The sequence below is a fragment of the Actinomycetota bacterium genome, assembly GCA_019347675.1.
Taxonomy (GTDB): Bacteria; Actinomycetota; Nitriliruptoria; order Nitriliruptorales; family JAHWKO01; genus JAHWKW01.
This window is the reverse complement of sequence record JAHWKW010000003.1, coordinates 156,008-176,649: the sequence shown is the minus strand read 5'-3', so window position 1 is coordinate 176,649 and position 20,642 is coordinate 156,008. Positions and strand designations below refer to the sequence as shown.

The following is a 20,642-nucleotide window of genomic DNA, read 5'->3' as shown; positions in this document are numbered from 1 at the left end:
GTTGGCGCTTTCCGCCGTCGACGTCCGGACGGGGCCGACGGTGGGCACGACGTCGCGCTGCGGCCACCGTCGGGGCCACACCCGGGAGGTTGCATCGTCCGAGGGAGGTTGCATCGTCCGACGTCACCTGATCGTCCTGCTCGCCGCCGTCGCGACGCTGGCCTTCGCGGTCCCGGCAGCAGCCGTTCACGGCCGCGAGTCCACCGACCGGATCGCCGGCGCCGACCGCATCGACACCGCAGCCGCGATCGCACAGCGGACCTTCACCGGCGGCGCGACCAGTGCGGTGCTGGCCTCCGCGAACGACTTCCCCGATGCGTTGGCCGGGTCGTCGCTGGCGGGGGGGATCGGGGCGCCCGTCGTGCTCAGCTGGCGCGACCATCTGCCTGAACGCACCGGGCAGGTGCTCCGCGACCTCGGGGTACAGCGGGTCACCATCCTCGGTGGGAGTGACGCGATCGGCGCTGCGGTCGGGGCGCAGCTGCGCGAGGGCGGCTACCGGACAGAGCGCGTCGCCGGCCAGACGCGCTACGAGACCGCAGCCGACATCGCGCGCCAGCTCGCCGACCGCCACGGCGTGGGGACGATCCACGACCAGCGGACGGTGTTCGTCGCCTACGGCGCTGACTTCCCCGATGCCCTGACGGTCGGTCCCGGCGCGTACGCCAACCGCAACCCGATCCTGCTGTCGACCACCGACGACCTGCACCCGGCGGCCGCTGCGGCGCTGCGGGACGTGGGCGCCGAGTTGGCCGTCCTCGTCGGCGGCGAGGCGGTCCTGTCCGAGCAGGTCGCTGCGCGCATCCGCGAGCTGGGCATCGACACCAACCGGCTCGGTGGACGCGATCGCAGCGACACCGCGCAGCTGATCGCGACCTACCTCGAGCAGCACCTGGGCTTCACCGCCGAGCGGATCCTGCTCAGCCGTGGCGACACGTTCCCGGACGCGCTGGCCGCCGCCTCCCACGGCGGCGTCCTCGGCGCGCCGATCCTGCTGACCCGCGGGCCCGACAGCGTGAGCTACGACCTGCTGCAGTGGATCGTGGACCGGGCCGACACGATCCAGGAGGTGCGTGCCCTGGGCGGCCCGGCCGCCGTCACCGACCGGGTCCTGTTCCGCGTGGCGGAGGCCGCCTTCCCGCCGATCCAGACGTTGCGGTACACGGTCGGCGTCAGGGACCAGCACGGTCCCGTTCACGGCGATCCGGGGTTCTTCGCCGAGCACGCGGACTGGACCCTGGTCGACCAGCGCGGCTGGGCACTCGACAACGACTTCCGCTACACGCGCGTCCCGCAGGGTGAACCCGCCAGCTTCCACCTGTGGCTGGCATCCCCACAGGACGTCGCCGCGGCCAGTCCCGGTTGCAGCGCCGACTGGAGCTGCCGGGTCGGCGACGACGTCTACATCAACGACGACCGCTGGCGCAGCGCCACCGCGACCTATGCCGACCGCAGCCTCGACGACTACCGCCACTACGTCGTCCTGCACGAGGTCGGTCACTGGCTGAACCTCGACCACTTCGCGTGCGCCGCGCACCAGGACCCCGGCGACCGCGCCCCGGTGATGGATCAGCAGTCGATCGACACGGGGGCGTGCACCAGCAACGTGTGGCCGCTGCCGTTCGAACGCGACCGCGCACGCGACAACATCGCAACGGGCGGTCCCGGAGCGACCGACGTCCCGGTCCACCCCGAGTGACCGCACCGGTGCCAGTCGCCACATCGTGGGCCGAGCCGTCCCAGCAGGGACCACGACCACCGGTTGTGACGCCAGATCTAAGGACCACGACCACCGGTTGTGACGCCAGATCAAGGACCACGACCACCGGTTGTCACGGTCTAGATTGCGGGCATGGACGCTCCCAGAACCCTCGGCGGACTCCGCGGCGCTGGTTACCCCGACCGCACGGTCAAACAGGAGCTCCGCGCCAACCTCATCGCGCGGCTGCGGTCGGGTGACCCTCTCTTGCCGGACGTGGTGGGGTTCGACGCCACGGTGGTTCCCGACCTCGAACGCGGGATCCTCGCCGGCCACGACCTGATCCTGCTCGGCGAGCGGGGACAGGCCAAGTCCCGCATCGTGCGGCGGCTCGCGGACCTGCTCGATGAGACGGCCCCGGTCGCCGCCGGCTGTGAGGTCAACTGCCACCCCTACCACCCGATCTGCGCCCGCTGCCGTGACCTGACCGCCGAGCACGGCGACGACCTCCCGGTCGAGTGGGTCGCGCGTGACCGACGCTTCAGCGAGAAGCTGGCCACGCCCGACACGTCGGTCGGCGACCTGATCGGTGACGTCGACCCGATCCGGGTCGCCGAGGGCCGCTACCTCGGCGACGAACGCACCATCCACTACGGCCTGCTTCCGCGGACCAACCGCGGCATCTTCGCGCTCAACGAGCTCCCGGACCTGCCCGAGCGCATCCAGGTCGGGCTCCTCAACGTCCTCGAGGAACGCGACGTGCAGATCCGCGGATACAAGATCCGCCTGCCGCTGGACGTCGTCCTGGTCGCCACCGCCAACCCCGACGACTACACCAACCGTGGCCGCATCATCTCTCCGCTCAAGGATCGCTTCGGCACACAGCTGCGCACCCACTACCCGCGGACCGTCGACGACGAGATCGCGATCGCTCGCCAGGAGGCCGCCCCGCCACCGCCCGGCGCCGACGTGCGGGTCCCGTCCTTCCTGGAGGAGGTCCTGGCGGAGCTGACCCGGCAACTGCGCGGCAGCAACCAGGTCAACCACCGGTCGGGTGTCTCGGTGCGGTACACGATCGGGGCGCGCGAGACGCTGGTGGCCGGGGCGGTGCGCCGGGCGCTACGCACCGGCGAGCCGCAGGCCGTGCCCCGGGTCGTGGACCTGTGGCCGGTGGTCCCCGCCGCGCTCGGCCGGATCGAGTTCGACACCCTCGAGGAAGGTCGTGAGGAGCAGATCGTGGCGCGGCTGCTGCGGCAGGCGGTCCTGACCGTGTGGCGCCGCTACCTCGGCCGCCATGACCTGCGCCCGCTGCTGGCCCATTTCGACCGCGGCGTTTCGGTCGAGACGCACGACGCGATGGCCGGGGCGGACCTGCTCGGTCAGTTCGGCGACGAGATACCGGGGCTGGCGCGACTGATGGAGGAGCTGGACGTCCCCGCCGAGAGCCCCGCGGCGGCGGCGAGCGTGGTCGAGTTCGCGCTCGAGGGGCTGCACCTGTCCAAGCGGCTGAACAAGGACGAGGCCGCGCCCGGCGTGGACCGCTTCCGGGGCGTCTGACGCACGGTCGAACGGTCCAGTGGCCGAGTCGGCCGTCGTTACCCTTGGGTCGTGAGTCCCCACCGATCCTCCCCGCACCTGCCTGGAGAACGCACGGGCGGGCAACGCGTCGACCGCAGCCGCCGCAGTGCCGGCCCTTCGGTGCCGTCGATGCCCCCCTGGCTGCGGTGGGTGCTGATCGCCGCCGCGATCGTCGGGTTCGGTGTGCTCAGCGTCGCGTCCACGGAGCCCCGAAGCGAAGAGCTGGACTACTCCGCGTTCCTGGACCGTGTCCAGCAGGGCCAGGTCGAACAGGTCACGATCATGCCCGAGGGGGAGGTCCGGGGCGAGCTCGAGGACGGCTCGCAGTTCACCACCGTGATCCCGACCGCCCTGCCCAACGAGCAGCTCGAGCAGACGCTGCGCGAGCACGAGGTCACGATCGACGCGGAAGCGCCGACGCGAGGGTTCTGGGAGATCGCCATCGCCATGGCCCCGTTCCTGCTGCTGATCCTGCTGTTCATCTGGATCGGACGCCGCGCCCGGGGCCAGCTGTCGCAGCTGCGCGGCATCGGCGAGTCGCAGGCCGACATCATCACGACCGAACGTCCCGACACGGTCTTCGACGATGTCGCCGGGTACGAGGGCGTCAAGGAGGAGGTCCGTGAGATCATCGACTACCTCACGGAGCCCGAACGCTTCCACCGCGCCGGCGCGCGCGGGCCCGGCGGCATCCTGATGGTGGGCCCCCCCGGGACCGGCAAGACGCTGCTGGCGCGGGCGGTCGCCGGCGAGGCCGACGTGCCGTTCATCTCGGTGGAGGGCTCCAGCTTCGTGCAGATGCTGGTGGGTGTCGGTGCCTCGCGGGTGCGTGACCTGTTCGAGAAGGCGCGGAAGCTGTCCCCGTCGATCATCTTCATCGATGAGCTGGACTCGGTCGGTCGCAAGCGCGGCGGTGCGGCGACGATCGGGGCCAACAACGAACAGGAGCAGACCCTCAACCAGCTCCTGGCCGAGATGGACGGCTTCGAGCCGACCGAGCAGGTCGTGGTCATGGCCGCGACCAACCGCCCGCAGCTCCTCGACCAGGCGCTGCTCCGCCCGGGCCGGTTCGACCGGCAGCTGCAGGTCCCGCTCCCGCGTCGCCATGACCGCCGAGCCATCCTCGAGGTGCACACCCGCGGCAAACCCGTCGCCGACGACCTCGACCTCGACCGGGTCGCGCGCGCAACCCCCGGGTTCAGCGGCGCGGAACTCGAGAACCTCGTCAACGAGGCAGCCATCACGGCAGTCCGCGACGAACGCGAGACCATCACCCAGGACGACTTCGACCAGGCCCGCACCCGCGTGATGCTCGGTCGCCGCGAGGAGTCCAGCGCTCTGACCGATGACGAGAAGCGCCGCGTCGCGGTGCACGAGTCGGGCCACGCGATCGTGGCGGCGTTGAGCGAACGCGCCGATCCGGTCGCCAAGGTCACGATCCTGCCGACCGGCCGGGCGCTGGGCGCAACCGAACAGCTGCCTGTCGACGAACGCCGCCTGCACATCGAGAGCTACCTGTTGGACACGTTGGCGGTCCGGGTCGGGGGACGCGCCGCCGAGCTGCTGGTCCTCGGCGAGGCGTCGACCGGTTCGGCGAACGACCTGCGCAACGCGACGGAGGTGGCGGCCCGCATGGTCCGCGACTTCGGCCTGTCGGACAAGCTCGGGCCCGTGGGGTACTCAAAGGACGCCGGGATCGGGCTCGGCGACGACAACGGCGACCGCCAGCCGTTCCGGCAGCGTCCGTTCGCCGAGGCCACCCAACGGATGATCGACGAGGAGGTGGCCCGCCTGATGCGCGAGGCCGAGAAGCACGCGATCGAGTCGCTCGAGAACCACCGCGACGCGTTGGAGGCGCTGATCGAGCGGCTTCTGGATGCCGAGACGGTCGACGGCGAGGTCGTCTACGAGCTGGTCGGGATCGACGCACCCCCGATGTGAGGCGGCCGAACCCGGCAACGGCCAGCGCGGCTCACCCGGCGCGGCGCACCCGGCGCGGCACACCCGGCGCGGCACACCCGGCGCGGCACACCCGGCGCGGCACACCCGGCGCGGCACACCCGGCGCGGCACACCCGGCGCGGCACACCCGGCGCGGCACACCCGGCGCGGCACACCCAGCGCGGCACACAACGTCTCCAGGCCACCGCCCCGGCTCTCCCGCCGGCGGCCACTACGCTGGAACGCATGCGCGCCCGTTACCGCCGCTGGGACGGCAGCCAGGACCCGTTGGGCGAGGACGTCGACGCCGGTGAGGTCCTCGACGCACTCGCTGACGACCTGCTGGTGGGCCGCGGGGGACAAGTCGCGCTGCGCCGGTTGCTGCGCCGCGGCGTCGACGGGGAGCTGCGTGGCCTGGACGAGCTGCGCCGGCGGTTGGGCGACGCCCGTCAGCGGCTGGAGGGGAGCATCGATCCGGGGGGGGCCCTGGCGGAGCTGCGCGACCGCCTCGACGGGATCGTCGCGCTGGAGCGCGACGCGCTCGCAGCCGACGACTCCCCGGACGCCCGGTTCGCCGAGCTCCGCCTGGGCGAGCTCCCGCACGCCCTGGGGGAAGCGATCGCCGAGCTGGCCGACCACCGGTTCCGGTCTGAGGTCGCGGCCGCGCGGTTCGCGCAGCTGGTCGACGACCTGCGCCGGCAGGTGCTCGACAGCTACTTCCGGCAGCTCTCCGGCGCGTTGCGTGACCTCACACCCGAGGACGTCGCCGCCTTCGCCGCGATGCTGGCCGACCTCAACGCGCTCCTCGCTGCGCGGACCCGCGGGGAGGACCCCGACCTCGACCAGTTCCTGGAGCGCCACGGGCGGTTCTTCCCCGAGCGCCCCGCCGACCTCGACGCGCTGCTGGAGATGCTCGCGCGGCGGATGGCGGCGATGAGCCGGCTGTTGGCCAGCATGACGCCCCAGCAGCGCCGCGAGCTCGAGGAGCTGTCACGCGCGGTCCTCGAGGACCTCGACCTGGCGTTCCAGTTCAGCCAGCTCCAGCAGCAGCTGCGCAGCTTGCTGCCGAACCTGCCGTGGGACCAGGCGTCGCCCGGCGGACCCGGCGACCCGGTGCCGCTGTCGGGCGCGGTGGACGCCTTCGAGCGGCTGGGCGAGCTGGAGGACCTCGACCGCCAACTCGCCGGTGAGTACGCCGGCGCGAGCCTCGAAGACGTCGACGAGGACGCCCTGCGCCGTCACCTTGGCGACGACGCCGGAGACGACCTGCGCCGGCTGCGCCGGGTGGAGCGTGCGCTGGAGGAGGCCGGCGTGCTCCAGCGGCGGGCGGGGCGCCTGGAGCTCACGCCGCGGGGCGCGCGGATCCTGGGACAGCGTGCCCTGACCCACCTGATGCACCGGATCCGTCGCCACACCGCGATCCGCGCCGTCGGCGCCGAGGCGGAGACCACCGGCCAGACCCGCCGGTGGAGGTTCGGTGACCGCGAGCCGATCGCGGTGCAGCCCACGATCGCCAACGCTGTGCTGCGCTCGACAGCGGATCGTCCACCCGGTGCGCGGGTGTCGCTGTCACCCGACGACTTCGAGGTGGCCGAGCTTGAGGTCCGACCCCGCACCGCCACCGCGCTGCTGCTGGACCTGTCGTTCTCGATGCCGCTGCGAGGCCACTTCGTCCCCGCCAAACGGATGGCGCTGGCCCTGCACGCCCTGATCGAGGGCACCTACCGCCAGGACTCGCTGTACCTGGTCGGTTTCTCCGACTACGCCCGGCGGATGCAGCCCGCGGACCTCGGAGCGGCCGCCTCCGACCGGGTGTACGGGACAAACATGCACCACGCGTTCCTGCTCGCACGCCGCCTGCTCAACGACGATCCACGGCCGGTCAAGCAGGTCATCATGGTGACGGACGGTGAACCCACCGCGCACCTGGACGGCGACACCGCGGTGTTCAACTGGCCGCCGGTACGCGAGACCCTCGAACGGACCTTGCGGGAGGCGCTGCGACTGGCGCGGTCGGGCATCGCGCTGCACGTCTTCCTGCTCGAGGACGACCCACGGCTGGTGGCCTTCGCTGATCGCTTGGCGCAGCTGACCGGTGGGCAGATCTTCCAGAGCAGCGGCGACCAACTGGGCGGCTTCATCGTCCGCGACTACGTGTCACGACGGACGGCGTGACCCGGCCGCCCTCGCCGGGCCGTCGGCCGCCGCGCCGCCGTGCAGGTTCAGGTCTCCCACTCGGGTGCGAACCCCGGATCGATCAGGCGCTGTCCGCGTTGCAGCGCGTCGATCCGCTGCATCTCGTCGTCGCTGAGCCCGAAGTCCCACACATCGACGTTCTCGGCACGGTGTGCGCGGTCCGACGAGCGGGGGATCACGGCGACGTTGGGCTGCTGGATCAGCCAGCGCAGCGTGACCTGCGCCGGCGTCTTGCCGTGGACCTGGGCGATCTCCTCCAGCGTCGGGTCATCGAGGACGCGGCCCTTGGCCAGCGGTGAGTAGGCCGTGAGCACCAGGTCGCGCTCGACGGCCTGCTCCACGAGCGACCCCTGGTCCAGGTACGGGTGGTACTCGACCTGGTTGCAGACGATCGCGGCGTGCTCCAGCGCCTCGTCGACCAGGGTGGGGGTGAAGTTGCTGACCCCCAGGTGGCGTGCCTTGCCCTGGTCGCGCAGCTCGCGCATCGCCTCGAGCGTCGCTCCCAGCGGGACCGACCGGGTGGGCCAGTGGATCAACAGCAGGTCGACGTCGTCGGTGCCCAGCGCCTGCAGGCTGGCGTCGTGGCTGCGGTGAACGTCGCGGGGCCACAGGTTGCGCGGCGGGATCTTGGTGACCACGAAGATCTCGTCGCGGTCCACGTCGGCGTCGCGCAGTGCCCGGCCGACCTCATGCTCGTTGTCGTACATCTGGGCCGTGTCGATGTGGCGGTAGCCGAGCTCCAACGCGTGGCGGACACCCTCGTAGCAGGCGCGGCCCTTCAACTGCCAGGTGCCGAACCCGAGGGCGGGGACCGCTACCCCCTGCACCTCGACGTGCTCCATCGCTGGATGCCTTTTCGTCGCCGGAGGACGACGCTACGGGCGTCGCGCACGCGTGAGGCGAGCCGTCCACGACCGTTCGGGGAGCGCGACCAGGAGCGGCCATGTCGGTGACGGCGACCGTGGCGCGCCCCCCCGGGATCAGGTCGCGACAGCGCCCGGCGGCCTCGACTAGGGTGCGCGCGCACGGCGACAGCGGCAGGAACGCGGTGTGAGCCCGCGGCGGTCCCGCCACTGTGACCGGGGAGCGACCCTCCGGGGCGCCGACAGGCGCCCGACGAACGGCCACTGGAGAGATCCGGGAAGGCCGGAGGCCAGCGTCGATCCGGGAGCCAGGAGACTGCGCGTCGCCAGACCGACGGGACGAGGATCCCACGAAGGACGACGGATGCACACCCACCTCCTTTCCGGCGCGCTCGCCGGCATGTCGTGGCGGATCGCGCTCGTGGCGGCGGCCGCCCTGTTCGCGGTGTACGCGGTGCTGTTCGAGCAGGGGGCGCTGACCGGCGGGAGCCCACTTCTGCACGAGGTCTTCCACGACGCGCGCCACCTGCTCGGCGTCCCCTGCCACTGACCGCTCGCCGCAGCGGATCCGAGGTGACACCGGCGGCGTTGACCGCGAACCTGCGCCGGGGGCTGGCAGCTGGGCTCCTGGCCGGGCTCGTCGCCGCCGTGGTCGCGTTCGTGGTCGGCGAGCCACCGTTGCGTGACGCCGTCCACCTCGAGCAGGCCAACGCCGAGCAGCCCCCCGGCGGCGACGTCGTCGCGGTCGGCCGCAGCGTGCAGGAGGCCGGCCTGATCGTCGCGACCGGACTGGTCGGGGTGACGGCGGGTGGCCTGTTCGGTCTGGTGTTCTGGGCGGTCCGCCCGAAGCTCACCACCTCGAGCGGCTGGACGGCGTCGCTGCAGGTCGGGGCGGCCGCGTACGTCGGGGTGGCGTTGATGCCGTCGCTGAAGTACCCGCCGAACCCCCCCGCGGTCGGCGACCCGGCCACCGTCTCCGGCCGCACCGGCTGGTACCTCCTCGCGGTCGGGGTGTCACTGGCGGTGGTTGTCGCGGCGTGGCAGCTGGCCCGCCGACTGCGCGTGCGCGGGGTGCCTCACGTGTCCCGCCAGCTGCTGACGGCGAGCGCCGCCGGCGTCGGCTTCGCCGGGGTGTGGGCGCTGCCCGCCGGAGCGGAGCCCACCGGGGTCCCCGCGGCCCTGCTGTGGGACTTCCGGCTGGCGGCGCTCGCCACGCAGCTGGTCCTGTGGGCGGGCACCGCGGTGGTCTTCGGGCTGCTCAGCGAGCATGCGTCCGAGGCGCCGTCATGATCGGCGCCCGCGTCCTGCTGGTGCGCCACGCCCCGACCGCAGCGACCCGCCGCGGCGTGTTCGCCGCGGACGAGCCACTGGACCCGCGGGGACGCCAGCAGGCGGCCGCGCTGGCCGGGATGCTCCCGGCGATCGAGGCGCTGGTCAGCCCCGCCGCGCGCGCCGTCGAGACCGCAGTCCTCGCGGGGTACGCCGACGCGACCCGGGACCCCGACCTGGGCGAGGCCGACTTCGGGGCGTGGGCGGGGCGACGCCTGGACGACGTGGGCCGCGAGGACCCGGCCGCGCTGCGCCGGTGGCTCACCGAGCCGGACGCCGCCCCGCCGGGCGGCGAGTCGATCGCGGACCTCATGAGACGTGTGGCGCGGCTGCTGGCGCGCCTGCGCGACCGTCAAGCGGTCTGCTTCACGCACGGCGGGCCGATCAAGGCCGCGGTGGTGCACGCGCTCGGCGCCCCGCTGGCGGCCGTGTGGCGCGTGGACGTCGCTCCGTGCTCGGTGACCGAACTGCGCCCGCGGAGCGACGGTGGCTGGACGGTGGCCGGGGTCAACCGTCCGGGGCGCCCCGGCGGTCAGCACCGCCCGACGAGCACCGCGGCCGTGGTCAGGACCGCCCCGTGAGCGCCCCGGCCGCCGCCGGCGTCGTCGCCGGGTACACCGCCGACCTGCTGGTGGGAGACCCGGCCCGCTACCACCCCGTGGCCGGCTTCGGGCGGGCGGCCCTGGCGTTGGAGCGGCGGACCTACCGGCCGCGGCGGCTGGCCGGTGCGGTGCACACCGGGGGGCTGGTCGGTGCGGTCACCGCCGCGGCGGCGCTCACTCACCGGGCGCTTCGCGCCCGGCCGCTGGCCGGGACCGCGTTCGCCGCCGCTGCGACCTGGGCGGCCCTGGGCGGACGGTCGCTGGCCCGCGAGGCCCGCGCCGTGGCCGCCGCGGTCGACGCCGGCGACCTTCCCACGGCGCGCACCCGCGTCCGCGCTCTGGTCAGCCGTGACGCCGACGTGCTGGACGCGGACGGGCTGGTCCGCGCCACCGTCGAGTCGGTCGCGGAGAACACCTCCGACGCGGTCGTGGGGGTGCTGGCGTGGGCAGCGGTCGCCGGTCCGGCCGGGGTCGTCGCGCACCGGGCGGCCAACACCCTCGACGCGATGGTCGGGTACCGCGACGGTCGCTACGCCCGGTTCGGGTGGGCCGCCGCCCGCCTCGACGACCTGCTCAACGCGGTCCCCGCCCGGCTCACGGCCGTCCTGGCGGTGGGGCTCGCCCCCGCGGTCGGCGGCCATCCGTGCCGTGCCTGGCGGGTGCTGCGTCGCGACGGGCGCGTCCACGCCAGCCCCAATGCCGGTCCGGTCGAGGCCGCGTTCGCCGGCGCCCTCGAGATCGTGCTCGGAGGTGACGTGGTGGCCTACCACGGCCAGATGGTGGCCCGGCCTCGGATCGGAGACGGCACCACCCCGGGTGTCGACGACGTCCACCGCGCGATCCGCCTGTCGCGCGCGGTCGGGGCGGTCGCTGCCGGCATCGCCGCCGCGGCGCTGGCGTGGACGGACCAGCGGTGAGAGGCGCGCTGCTGGTATGTGGGACCGGCTCGGATGTCGGCAAGAGCGTCGTGGTGGCGGGCCTGTGCCGCTGGCTGCACCGCCGGGGCGTGTCCGTCGCCCCGTTCAAGGCCCAGAACATGGCCCTCAACGCGGCGGTCACCGCCGACGGGGCCGAGATCGGCCGCGCACAGGCCGCGCAGGCCGCCGCGGCGCGGGTGCCGCCCGAAGCCGCGATGAACCCGATCCTGATCAAACCGACCGGGGAACGCCACAGCCAGGTCGTGGTGCTCGGCCGGCCCGCGTTCGACGTCGACGCACGCTCCTACCGCCGCCGCTGCGGCGAGCTCCTCCCGGTCGTGGCGGATGCGTTGGCGGACCTGCGCGCCCGGTTCGACGTGGTCGTCTGCGAGGGCGCCGGCAGCGCCGCCGAGATCAACCTCCGCGCCGGGGACCTGGCCAACCTGGGCCTGGCCCGGACGGGGGACCTGCCGGTCGTGGTCGTCGGCGACGTGGACCGTGGCGGGGTCTTCGCGGCGCTGCACGGGACGGTCGCGCTGCTCGACGCTGCCGACCAGGCGCACGTCGCCGGGTTCGTGATCAACCGGTTCCGGGGCGACCCCCGGGTGCTGGCGGCCGGGCTCGAGCAGCTGCGCGGCCTGACGGGGCGCCCGGTTCTCGGGGTGCTGCCTCACCGCGACGGCCTGTGGCTCGACGTCGAGGACTCGCTCGCGCTCGACGCCGCCGGGTGGGACCGCACCGGCGAAGCGCCGGACGACCCCGACGGCCAGCTCGACGTGGCGGTGGTGCGCCTGCCACGCATCAGCAACTTCACCGACGCCGACCCGCTCGCGGCCGAGCCGGGTGTCGCCGTCCGCTTCACCGCCAGCGCCGCGGTGGTGGCCCGCGCGGACCTGGTCGTGGTACCGGGGACCAAAGCCACGGTCGACGACCTCGCCTGGGTGCGGCGCACCGGCCTCGACCGGGTGTTGCGACAGCGGGCGCGCGCCGGCCGCCCGATCCTGGGTGTCTGCGGCGGGTACCAGCTGCTCGGCGACCGCATCGTCGACCACGTCGAGTCCCGGCGGGGCGAGGTGGCCGGCCTTGGTCTCCTCCCGGTCGACACGGCGTTTGCACCCGACAAGGTCGTCGGCCGCCCCGCCGGGACGGCCCCGTTCCTCGGCGGCGTGGCGGTGGACGGTTACGAGATCCGCCACGGCCGCGTCGCCGTCCACGGCGGCGAGCCGTTCCTGCGCCACACCGACGGCCGCGACGAGGGCTGCGTGGCCGGGGCCGTCGCCGGGACGTCCTGGCACGGGGCGCTGGAGTGCGACGCGTTCCGCCGCGCGCTGCTGGCCTGGGTCGCCGCCGCAACCGGACGGACGTGGCGGCCGGGGCCCCGCCCGTTCGCCGCGGTCCGCGAGGAGCGTCTCGACCGCCTCGGCGACCTGATCGGCGACCACCTGGACACCACCGCCGTCGCCGAGCTGATCACCCACGGCGCACCACCCGGTCTCCCGGTCGTCCCCCCCGCCGGGGTGGCCCACACGGGGAGCCCCGCGTGACCACCACGATCGTGCTGCTGACGACAGCCGACACCGAGATCCTGGCAGTGGCCGAAGCGGTGGCGCTCCTGCCGGCGGGGTTCCCCCAGGTCCGGGCGCTCAACCCCGCCCGCGCCCCGCAGGACACGACCGGCCGGTGGATCGACGACGCAACCGCGGGTGCGGGCGTGGTCCTGGTCCGGCTGCTGGGTGGCCGGTCGGCGTTCCCGGAGCTGTTCGACCGGCTGCGGGAGCGCTGCGCCGACCGGCGGATCCCGTTGCTGGCGTTCGGCGGCGAGGACGCCCCGGATGCCGAGCTCACCGCCGCCTCGACCGCGCCGTCGTCGGTGGTCGCCGACGCCTTCGAGTACCTGCGGCTCGGCGGCGTCGACAACACCGCGAACCTGCTCCGCTTCGTCGCCGACATGATCCTGGTGGAGGGGTTCGGCTTCGACCCGCCCCGGCCGGTCCCGCCTTTCGGGCTGTACCACCCGCACGCGCCCGACGACGCCGCCGCGGCCCGACGCCTGAACCCCGACCGACCCACGGTGGTGGTCGTCTTCTACCGTTCGCACCTGACCAGCGGGAACGTCGCGTTCGTCGACGCGCTCCTGGCGGCGATCGAGGACCGCGGAGCCAACGCCGTCGGCCTGTACTGCTATTCGCTCCGCCCCGAGCTCGACCGGCGGGTCGCGGCGCTGGACCACCTGCGTGACGTCGGAGTGGTCCCCGACGCGCTGGTGGTGACCGTCCTGGCGATGGGTGGCTCGACGGGAGCAGATGATTCGGGCGGCTGGGAGGTCCCCGCGCTCCGCGACCTCGGTGTCCCGGTCGTGCAGGGCCTGGTCGCGACCGTCGACCGTCAACGCTGGTCGGACTCGGACTCCGGGCTGTCCCCGCTCGACACCGCCATGCAGATCGCCCTGCCGGAGTTCGACGGGCGGGTGATCGGCGTGCCGTTCTCGTTCAAGGAGGAGGTCCCCGCTGGTCGTGACACGGTCGGTGGGCCGGTGGTCGCGTACGTGCCCGACCGCGAACGTGCCGTCCGCGTCGCCGGTCTGGCGGTCAACCACGCGCGGTTGCGGCGGGTGCCCAACGCCGACAAGCGGGTCGCGGTGGTGCTGTCCAACTACCCCACCCGCCACAGCCGGGTGGGGAACGGGGTCGGGCTGGACACCCCCGCCTCGACGGTGCGGATCCTGTCCGCGCTCCGCGACGCCGGGTACGACCTGGGCGACGTCGATGAGCGTCTCGTCCCTCGTCGCTCAAGTAGCGCCAGCGGTAGCGACCAGATCTCCGACGGCGACGCGCTGATCCACACCCTGATCGACGCGGGAGGCTTCGACGAGGAGTTCCTCACGGAGGCTCAGCTGTCCCGCCTCGGCGCCCGCCTCGACGTCGACCGCTACACGCGTTGGTTCCGCGACCTGCCCGCCGACCTGCAGTCGGCGGTGCAGCAGGCGTGGGGTCCGCCGCCCGGCGAGCTGTTCGTCACGCCCGACGGGCGGCACCTGGCGGTGGCCGCGCTGCGCCTGGGCAACGTCGTGGTCGCCATCCAGCCACCCCGCGGCTTCGGTGCCAACCCGGTCGCGATCTACCACGACCCGGCGCTGGCCCCCACCCACCACTACCTGGCGGTGTACTGGTGGCTCACCCGCGAGTTCGCCGCCGACGCGGTCGTGCACGTCGGCAAGCACGGCACGCTCGAGTGGCTCCCCGGCAAGGGCGTGGGCCTGTCGGCGACGTGTGGCCCCGACGCCGCCCTCGGGGACACGCCGCTGTTCTACCCGTTCGTGGTCAACGACCCCGGCGAGGGCACCCAGGCCAAGCGCCGCGCGCACGCCACCATCGTCGACCATCTGGTCCCACCGCAGATGCGGGCCGAGGCCTACGACGATCTGCGCCGCCTCGAGCAGCTTCTCGACGAGTACGCCGAGATCGAACTGCTGGACCCGGCCAAGCTCCCCGCCCTCCGGGCGCAGGTCTGGGAGCTGCTCCAGGCCACCGAGATCGCCCGTGACCTCGGCGCCGACAGCCCACCGGACGCCGACAGGTTCGGCGAGCTGATCACCCACGTCGACGGGTACCTGTGCGAGATCAAGGACCTGCAGGTCCGCGGCGGTCTGCACGTCCTGGGAGCGCCGCCTCGAGGTGAGCAGCTGCGCGGGCTGGTCCGCGCCATCCTCCGTCTGCCCCACGGTGACGTACCGGGGCTGCGGGCTGCGGTCGCCGCCGTCTTCCACCTCGACGAACGGGCCCTGCTGGACGCGCCGGGCGAGCCGGTCGCCGCCGGGGCGGGCCGCGACGCGCTGGTGGCGGCCAGTCCGGGTCCCGGGCGCACCGGCAGCGACCTCCTCGACCGGATCGAAGCCCTCGTCGACGCGCTCCTGGAGCGACTCCACGCCAAGGACTGGGAGACCGCAGCCGTCGACGCGGTCGTCGCCGACGTGCTGGGCCGACCCGACGCCAGCCTGGCCGACGTGCTGCGCTTCACCTGTACCCAGGTGGTCCCGCGGGTGGTGGCCTGCCGCCGCGAGCTCGACCGCCTCGTGGCCGGGCTCGACGGCCACTACCTGGAAGCGGGCCCGTCGGGGTCGCCGACCCGCGGCCGGCTCGACGTGCTGCCCACCGGGAAGAACTTCTACTCGGTCGACCCCAAGTCCATCCCCACGCGCCTGTCGTGGCAGGTCGGCCAGCGCCTGGCGTCCGACCTGCTGGCGCGGGCCGTGGCCGACGACGGGACGGTGCCCGAGACGGTCGGGATCGTGGTGTGGGGCACCGCGAACATGCGCACCCACGGCGACGACATCGCCGAGATCCTGTCGCTGCTCGGCGTCCGCCCGGTGTGGGACGACGAGACCCGTCGCGTGGTCGACCTGGCGGTGATCGAGCTCGACGAGCTGGCCCGGCCCCGCATCGACGTGACCGTCCGGGTCAGCGGGTTCTTCCGCGACGCCTTCCCCAACCTGGTGTCGCTTCTGGACCGGGCCGTGCAGCTGGTCGCCAGCCTGGACGAGGCCGACGAGGACAACTTCGTGGCCAAGCACGCCCGCGCCGACCGTGCACGCCTGGCCGCCGCCGGCGAGGGCGACGACCGGGCCTGGCGGCGGGCCACCACCCGGGTGTTCGGCGCGAAGCCCGGCGCGTACGGTGCGGGGCTGCTGCCGCTGATCGACGCGCGCAACTGGCGCGACGTCTCCGACCTGGCCGAGGTGTACGCCGTGTGGGGAGGGTACGCGTACGGCGAGGGGCTTGACGGGGCGCCCGCCCGCGACGACCTGGAGACCAACCTGTCGCGCGTCGCGGTGGCGGTGAAGAACATCGACACGCGGGAGCACGACATCCTCGACTCCGACGACTACTTCCAGGAGCACGGCGGCATGGTCGCAACGATCCGGGCGCTGACCGGCGTCGCGCCACGGGCCTACATCGGCGACGACACCGACCCCGCACGTCCCGCGACCCGGTCCTTGCAGGAGGAGACCAACCGGATCTTCCGCGCGCGGGTCGCCAACCCCCGCTGGATCGCGGCCATGATGGGCCACGGCTACAAGGGCGCGTTCGAACTCACGGCGACCGTCGACTACATGTTCGGCTACGACGCCACCGCCGGGGTGGTCCACGACTGGATGTACGAGACGGTCGCGGCCCGCTACGTGTTCGACGCCGATACCCGGGCCTTCCTCGAGCGGTCCAACCCCTGGGCCCTGCGGGCCATGACCGAGCGGTTGCTGGAGGCCGCGGACCGGCGTCTGTGGGCCCAGCCACGTGACGACACGCTCGCGCAGCTGCGCGCCGCCTACCTGGCGTGCGAGGCCGCGCTGGAGGACCGCACCGAGGACGCCCCGTGACCACCGCCGTGCACGCCCCGTTCCCGTTCTCCGCGCTCGTCGGCCAGGACGACCTCAAGCTCGCCCTGCTGCTGAACGCCGTGGACCCCGCGATCGGCGGGGTCCTGGTCCGCGGCCACAAGGGCACCGCCAAATCCACCGCGGTCCGGGCACTGGCGGCGCTGCTCCCACCCGTCGAGCAGGTCGACGGCTGTCGGTACGCCTGCGACCCCGCCGCGCCGTTCCCGACCTGCCCCGCGGGTCCGCACGCCGCCGGAGTCGACGTCACGGTGGTCCCCGCCCGGCTGGTGGAGCTCCCGGTCGGCGCGACCGAGGACCGCGTCGCCGGCTCGATCGACCTCGAGCGGGCCCTGGCCGCCGGCGCCCGCGCATTCGAGCCCGGCCTCCTGGCCGCAGCCAACCGGGGCATCCTCTACGTCGATGAGGTCAACCTCCTGAGCGACCACCTGGTCGACCTCCTCCTGGACGCCGCGGCCATGGGCGTCGCGCACGTCGAACGCGAGGGGATCTCGGTGCGTCACGCCGCCCGGTTCCTCCTGGTGGGGACGATGAACCCCGAGGAGGGCGAGCTCCGCCCCCAGCTGCTGGACCGCTTCGGCCTGGCCGTCGAGGTCACCGCCCCCCGCGACCCGGGGGCACGGTCGGAGGTCGTCCGCCGCCGGCTGTCCTACGAGGCGGACCCGGCCGGGTTCGCGCGCCGCTACGACCTTCAGGAGGCCGCGACGGCACGTCGGGTCGTCGCCGCCCGGCAGCTGCTGGGCGCGGTCAGCCTCCCGGAACGCGAACTGGACCGGGCCGTGGGGGTCTGCGCCGCGTTCGACGTCGACGGGCTCCGCGCCGACATCGTCGTGGCCAAGGCAGCCCGGGCGATCGCCGCGTGGGAAGGCCGCAGCGAGGTCAGCCGCGACGACGTCCGCCGCGCCGCCCTGCTGGCGTTGCCCCACCGTCGGCGCCGGCAGCCGTTCGAGGCACCCGGCCTCGACGAGGACGCGTTGGACCGGGCGCTGGACGGTGGCAGCGAGCCACAACCGCCCGGGGGGGGATCCAACGGCGGGTCGCGGCCCCCGGCCCCGGCGCCGCCGCCGGCTGGGGCTGGGTCCAACGGGGATCGGGGCAGCGCCGCCGGCGACCGCGGAGAGGGAGGCGGCGGTGTGCCCGGCGACGACGGCAGCGGTCGGGTCGCTCGCGCAGAAACAGGTGGCGGCCCGCCCGGCGACGACGGCGACGGTCGGGTCGCTCGCGCGGCAACAGGCGGCGGTCCGCCCGGCGACGACGGCGACGACCAGCTGTTCGCGCCGGGGGCGGCGTTCCGACCCCTGCTGCTCACCGCACCCGGCGTCGGAGCCGGGGCGCTGGGACGGCGCAGCCCCGCCCGCGGCCAGCGCGGCTCGGCCGTGGGCGCCCGCCCCGCCGGCCCCGGCGACCATGACCTCGCCATCGCCGCCACGATCCGCGCCGCCGCCCCCCACCAGCACGCCCGCGGCCGCGGCCGCCACAACCCCATGGTCGTCCGCCCCGACGATGTGCACACGCCCGTGCGTGAAGGCCGCGAAGGCAACCTGATCGTCGTGGTCATCGACGCCTCGGGCTCGATGGCGGCCCGTCGACGGATGGTCGAGGTGAAAGGCGCGGTGCGCTCGCTCCTCCTCGACGCCTACCAGCGCCGCGACAAGGTCGCGCTGATCAGCTTCCGCGGCGGCGACGCGACGCTCGTCGTCGCGCCGACGTCGTCGGTGGAGCTGGCCGACCGTGGCCTGTCGGACCTGCCCACCGGCGGGCGCACGCCCCTGGCGGCGGGCCTGGCCCGCGCCGGTCAGGTGATCGCGGGCGAGCGCCTCCGCAACCCCCGTCACCGGCCGCTGCTGGTGGCGATGACCGACGGCCGTGCCAACGCAGCCGTCGGTGGCTTGGACCCGGTCGCGGAAGCGCAGGTCGCCGGCCGCACGATGACCGCCCGTGGCGTGGCCGGCGTGGTGGTCGACACCGAGGATGGCGTGGTCCGCCTGGGGCTGGCGGCACAGCTGGCGGCCGCGCTGGGGATGGCCTGCCTGACGCTGGAGGAGCTGGCCGCCGCGCCACTGGTCGCCATGGTTCGCCGGCTCCGCCCGGCCGCCTAGTGGCCGCCCCAAGGAGACGCCCCAAGGAGACGTCGATGACCCAGCCGGCCACCACCGCCGAGGAACGGCCACGACGCCGCAAGCGCGAACGACCGCTGCTGATCGTCCACACCGGTCACGGCAAGGGCAAGTCCACCGCCGCGTTCGGGCTGCTGCTGCGGGCCTGGCATCAGGGCTGGCCGTGCGGGGTGTTCCAGTTCGTGAAGTCGGGGAAGTGGCGCGTGGGCGAGGAGGCCGCCGCCCGGAAGCTGGAGGGGATCGACTGGTTCAAGATGGGCGACGGCTGGACGTGGACGTCGCGCGACCTGGAGGGCTCGGCCGCGCTGGCCCGTGAGGGCTGGGAGGAGGCCAAACGCTGCCTCGCCGACGAGCGCTACACGTTCCTGCTCCTCGACGAGTTCACCTACCCGATGACGTTCGGCTGGGTGGACACCGGCGAGGTGGTCGACGTGCTGACCTCACGCCCGGGCTTCCAGCACGTGGTGGTCACCGGCCGCGACGCGCCACCGCCGCTGCTCGACGTCGCCGACCTCGCCACCGAGATGCGCAAACTCAAGCACCCGTTCGACGCCGGCTTCCGCGGCCAGAAGGGGATCGAATGGTGAGGCTGCCCAGCCCATGCGCGCGCACGGTGGGACGCTCGTGAAGCTGCCTCGCGTCGTGGTCGCCGGGACCCGATCGGGCGTGGGCAAGACCAGCGTCGCGGTCGGTCTGATGGCAGCGCTGGCCGCACGGGGCTTGCGCGTGTCGGGCCACAAGGTCGGCCCCGACTTCATCGATCCCAGCTACCACGCGCTGGCCACCGGCCGCCCGCCCCGCAACCTCGACGCGTTCCTGAGCGGGGCCGACCTGATCCCGCGGCTGCTGTCCCACGGCGCCGCCGGCGCCGACCTGGCCGTGATCGAAGGCGTGATGGGCCTGTTCGACGGCCGCGGCAGTGGCGACGAGGCCTCCACGGCACACGTCGCCCGCCTCACCGCCACCCCGGTGGTGCTGGTCGTGGACGCCTCCGCGGCGTCACGGTCGGTGGCCGCCGAGGTGCACGGCTTCGCGACCTTCGACTCCGAGATCGACCTCGCCGGGGTGATCCTCAACCGGGTCGGATCGCAAAGCCACGAGCAGCTGCTGCGTGAGGCCCTCCAACCGCTGGGGGTCCCGGTGCTCGGGGTGTTGCGCCGCGACGACCGGTTGGTCACCCCCGCCCGCCACCTGGGGTTGATCCCCGCCCGGGAACGTGGCCAGGCGGCCGCCGCCACGGTGGCAGCGCTGGGTGCGGCGGTCACCGAGGGGGTCGACCTCGACGCGGTTGTCCGCACCGCCCGCACCGCCCGGGCTCTGAGGAAGCGGGCGTGGTCCGCGGACGCGGCCGTCGCCGGGCGGACGGTGCGCGGACGACCGGTCGTCGCGGTCGCCGACGGACCGGCGTTCACGTTCGTCTACGAGGAGCACCGCGAGCTGCTCCGCGCCGCGGGAGGCGACGTCGCCACCTTCGACCCGACCCACGACGAGTCGCTCCCCGACGGGACCGCCGCCCTGTACCTCGGCGGGGGCTTCCCCGAGGAACACGTCGAGGAGCTGGCCGGCAACGGTCGGCTGCGGGCGTCGGTCGCGGGGCTGGCGGTCTCGCGCCGCCCGATCGTGGCCGAATGCGGCGGGCTGCTGTACCTGTGCGGCCGCCTGGAGGGCCGCGTCATGTGCGGCGTGGTCGACGCCGACGCCTCCTGGGGCGAGCGCCTCACGCTCGGCTACCACGAGGCCACCACCGGTTCGGATTCGCCGCTGGGGCCAGCTGGGACCCCGGTCCGGGCACACGCGTTCCACCGCACCGTGGTCACGCCCCGCGCCGGGGGTTCCCCCGCCTGGCGGCTGGGCGACGGCGACAGCGAGGGGTTCGCCGGCCCGACGCTGCACGCCAGCTACCTGCACCCGCACTGGACCGCCAACCCGGAGCTGCCCACTGCGCTGGTCGCAGCCGCCGGGGCCGTGTCGCGCCGGAAGGTCGCCACGTGAGCGTTTCCACGTGAGCG

Annotated in this window: 14 protein-coding genes and 1 riboswitch; of the genes, 13 read left to right on the top strand and 1 reads right to left on the bottom strand. The window is 73.9% G+C overall.

Annotated features, from left to right (window positions below):
- Positions 1-40: 40 nt before the first annotated feature.
- The 4 genes from KY462_03165 to KY462_03150 all read left to right on the top strand — a co-directional run bounded on the left by KY462_03165 (position 41) and on the right by KY462_03150 (position 7,392).
- Entirely contained in the window at positions 41-1,699 is a 1,659-nt protein-coding gene (locus tag KY462_03165) for a cell wall-binding repeat-containing protein (GenBank protein ID MBW3576738.1), read from the top strand.
- 153 nt (positions 1,700-1,852) lie between these two features.
- Positions 1,853-3,256, top strand: coding sequence for a sigma 54-interacting transcriptional regulator (locus KY462_03160; GenBank protein ID MBW3576737.1), 1,404 nt, complete (start codon positions 1,853-1,855; stop codon positions 3,254-3,256).
- A gap of 150 nt (positions 3,257-3,406) precedes the next feature.
- Positions 3,407-5,218, top strand: a complete 1,812-nt coding sequence (gene ftsH, locus KY462_03155; GenBank protein MBW3576736.1) for an ATP-dependent zinc metalloprotease FtsH — start codon at positions 3,407-3,409, stop codon at positions 5,216-5,218.
- Positions 5,219-5,463: 245 nt separating this feature from the next.
- A complete protein-coding gene (locus KY462_03150) occupies positions 5,464-7,392 on the top strand; it encodes a hypothetical protein (GenBank protein MBW3576735.1) in 1,929 nt (642 codons plus the stop codon).
- A gap of 47 nt (positions 7,393-7,439) precedes the next feature.
- Here the strand turns inward: KY462_03150 and KY462_03145 are convergent, their stop codons facing one another.
- Entirely contained in the window at positions 7,440-8,255 is an 816-nt protein-coding gene (locus tag KY462_03145) for an aldo/keto reductase (GenBank protein ID MBW3576734.1), read from the bottom strand.
- Positions 8,256-8,451: 196 nt separating this feature from the next.
- A riboswitch (cobalamin riboswitch) is annotated at positions 8,452-8,595 on the top strand.
- Between the two features lie 45 nt (positions 8,596-8,640).
- Here KY462_03145 and KY462_03140 point away from each other — a divergent pair.
- The 9 genes from KY462_03140 to KY462_03100 are packed head-to-tail and all read left to right on the top strand — an operon-like array spanning position 8,641 to position 20,625.
- On the top strand, positions 8,641-8,826 hold the full coding sequence (locus tag KY462_03140; GenBank protein ID MBW3576733.1) for a CbtB-domain containing protein: 186 nt from the start codon (positions 8,641-8,643) through the stop codon (positions 8,824-8,826).
- A 23-nt stretch (positions 8,827-8,849) separates the two neighbouring features.
- Positions 8,850-9,566, top strand: coding sequence for a CbtA family protein (locus KY462_03135; GenBank protein ID MBW3576732.1), 717 nt, complete (start codon positions 8,850-8,852; stop codon positions 9,564-9,566).
- Positions 9,563-10,186, top strand: a complete 624-nt coding sequence (locus KY462_03130) for a histidine phosphatase family protein (protein ID MBW3576731.1) — start codon at positions 9,563-9,565, stop codon at positions 10,184-10,186. The genes KY462_03135 and KY462_03130 overlap by 4 nt, the downstream gene beginning before the upstream one ends.
- A complete protein-coding gene (locus KY462_03125; GenBank protein ID MBW3576730.1) occupies positions 10,183-11,124 on the top strand; it encodes a cobalamin biosynthesis protein in 942 nt (313 codons plus the stop codon). Before KY462_03130 ends, KY462_03125 begins: the two co-directional genes overlap by 4 nt.
- On the top strand, positions 11,121-12,668 hold the full coding sequence (locus KY462_03120; GenBank protein MBW3576729.1) for a cobyric acid synthase: 1,548 nt from the start codon (positions 11,121-11,123) through the stop codon (positions 12,666-12,668). Before KY462_03125 ends, KY462_03120 begins: the two co-directional genes overlap by 4 nt.
- A gap of 17 nt (positions 12,669-12,685) precedes the next feature.
- Positions 12,686-16,498, top strand: a complete 3,813-nt coding sequence (cobN, locus tag KY462_03115; GenBank protein ID MBW3576728.1) for a cobaltochelatase subunit CobN — start codon at positions 12,686-12,688, stop codon at positions 16,496-16,498.
- A gap of 8 nt (positions 16,499-16,506) precedes the next feature.
- Positions 16,507-18,615: a VWA domain-containing protein gene (locus KY462_03110; protein ID MBW3576727.1), complete on the top strand. Its 2,109-nt coding sequence runs from the start codon at positions 16,507-16,509 to the stop codon at positions 18,613-18,615.
- A gap of 35 nt (positions 18,616-18,650) precedes the next feature.
- Entirely contained in the window at positions 18,651-19,220 is a 570-nt protein-coding gene (gene cobO / locus KY462_03105; GenBank protein MBW3576726.1) for a cob(I)yrinic acid a,c-diamide adenosyltransferase, read from the top strand.
- A 13-nt stretch (positions 19,221-19,233) separates the two neighbouring features.
- A complete protein-coding gene (locus KY462_03100; protein ID MBW3576725.1) occupies positions 19,234-20,625 on the top strand; it encodes a cobyrinate a,c-diamide synthase in 1,392 nt (463 codons plus the stop codon).
- Positions 20,626-20,642: the final 17 nt, after the last annotated feature.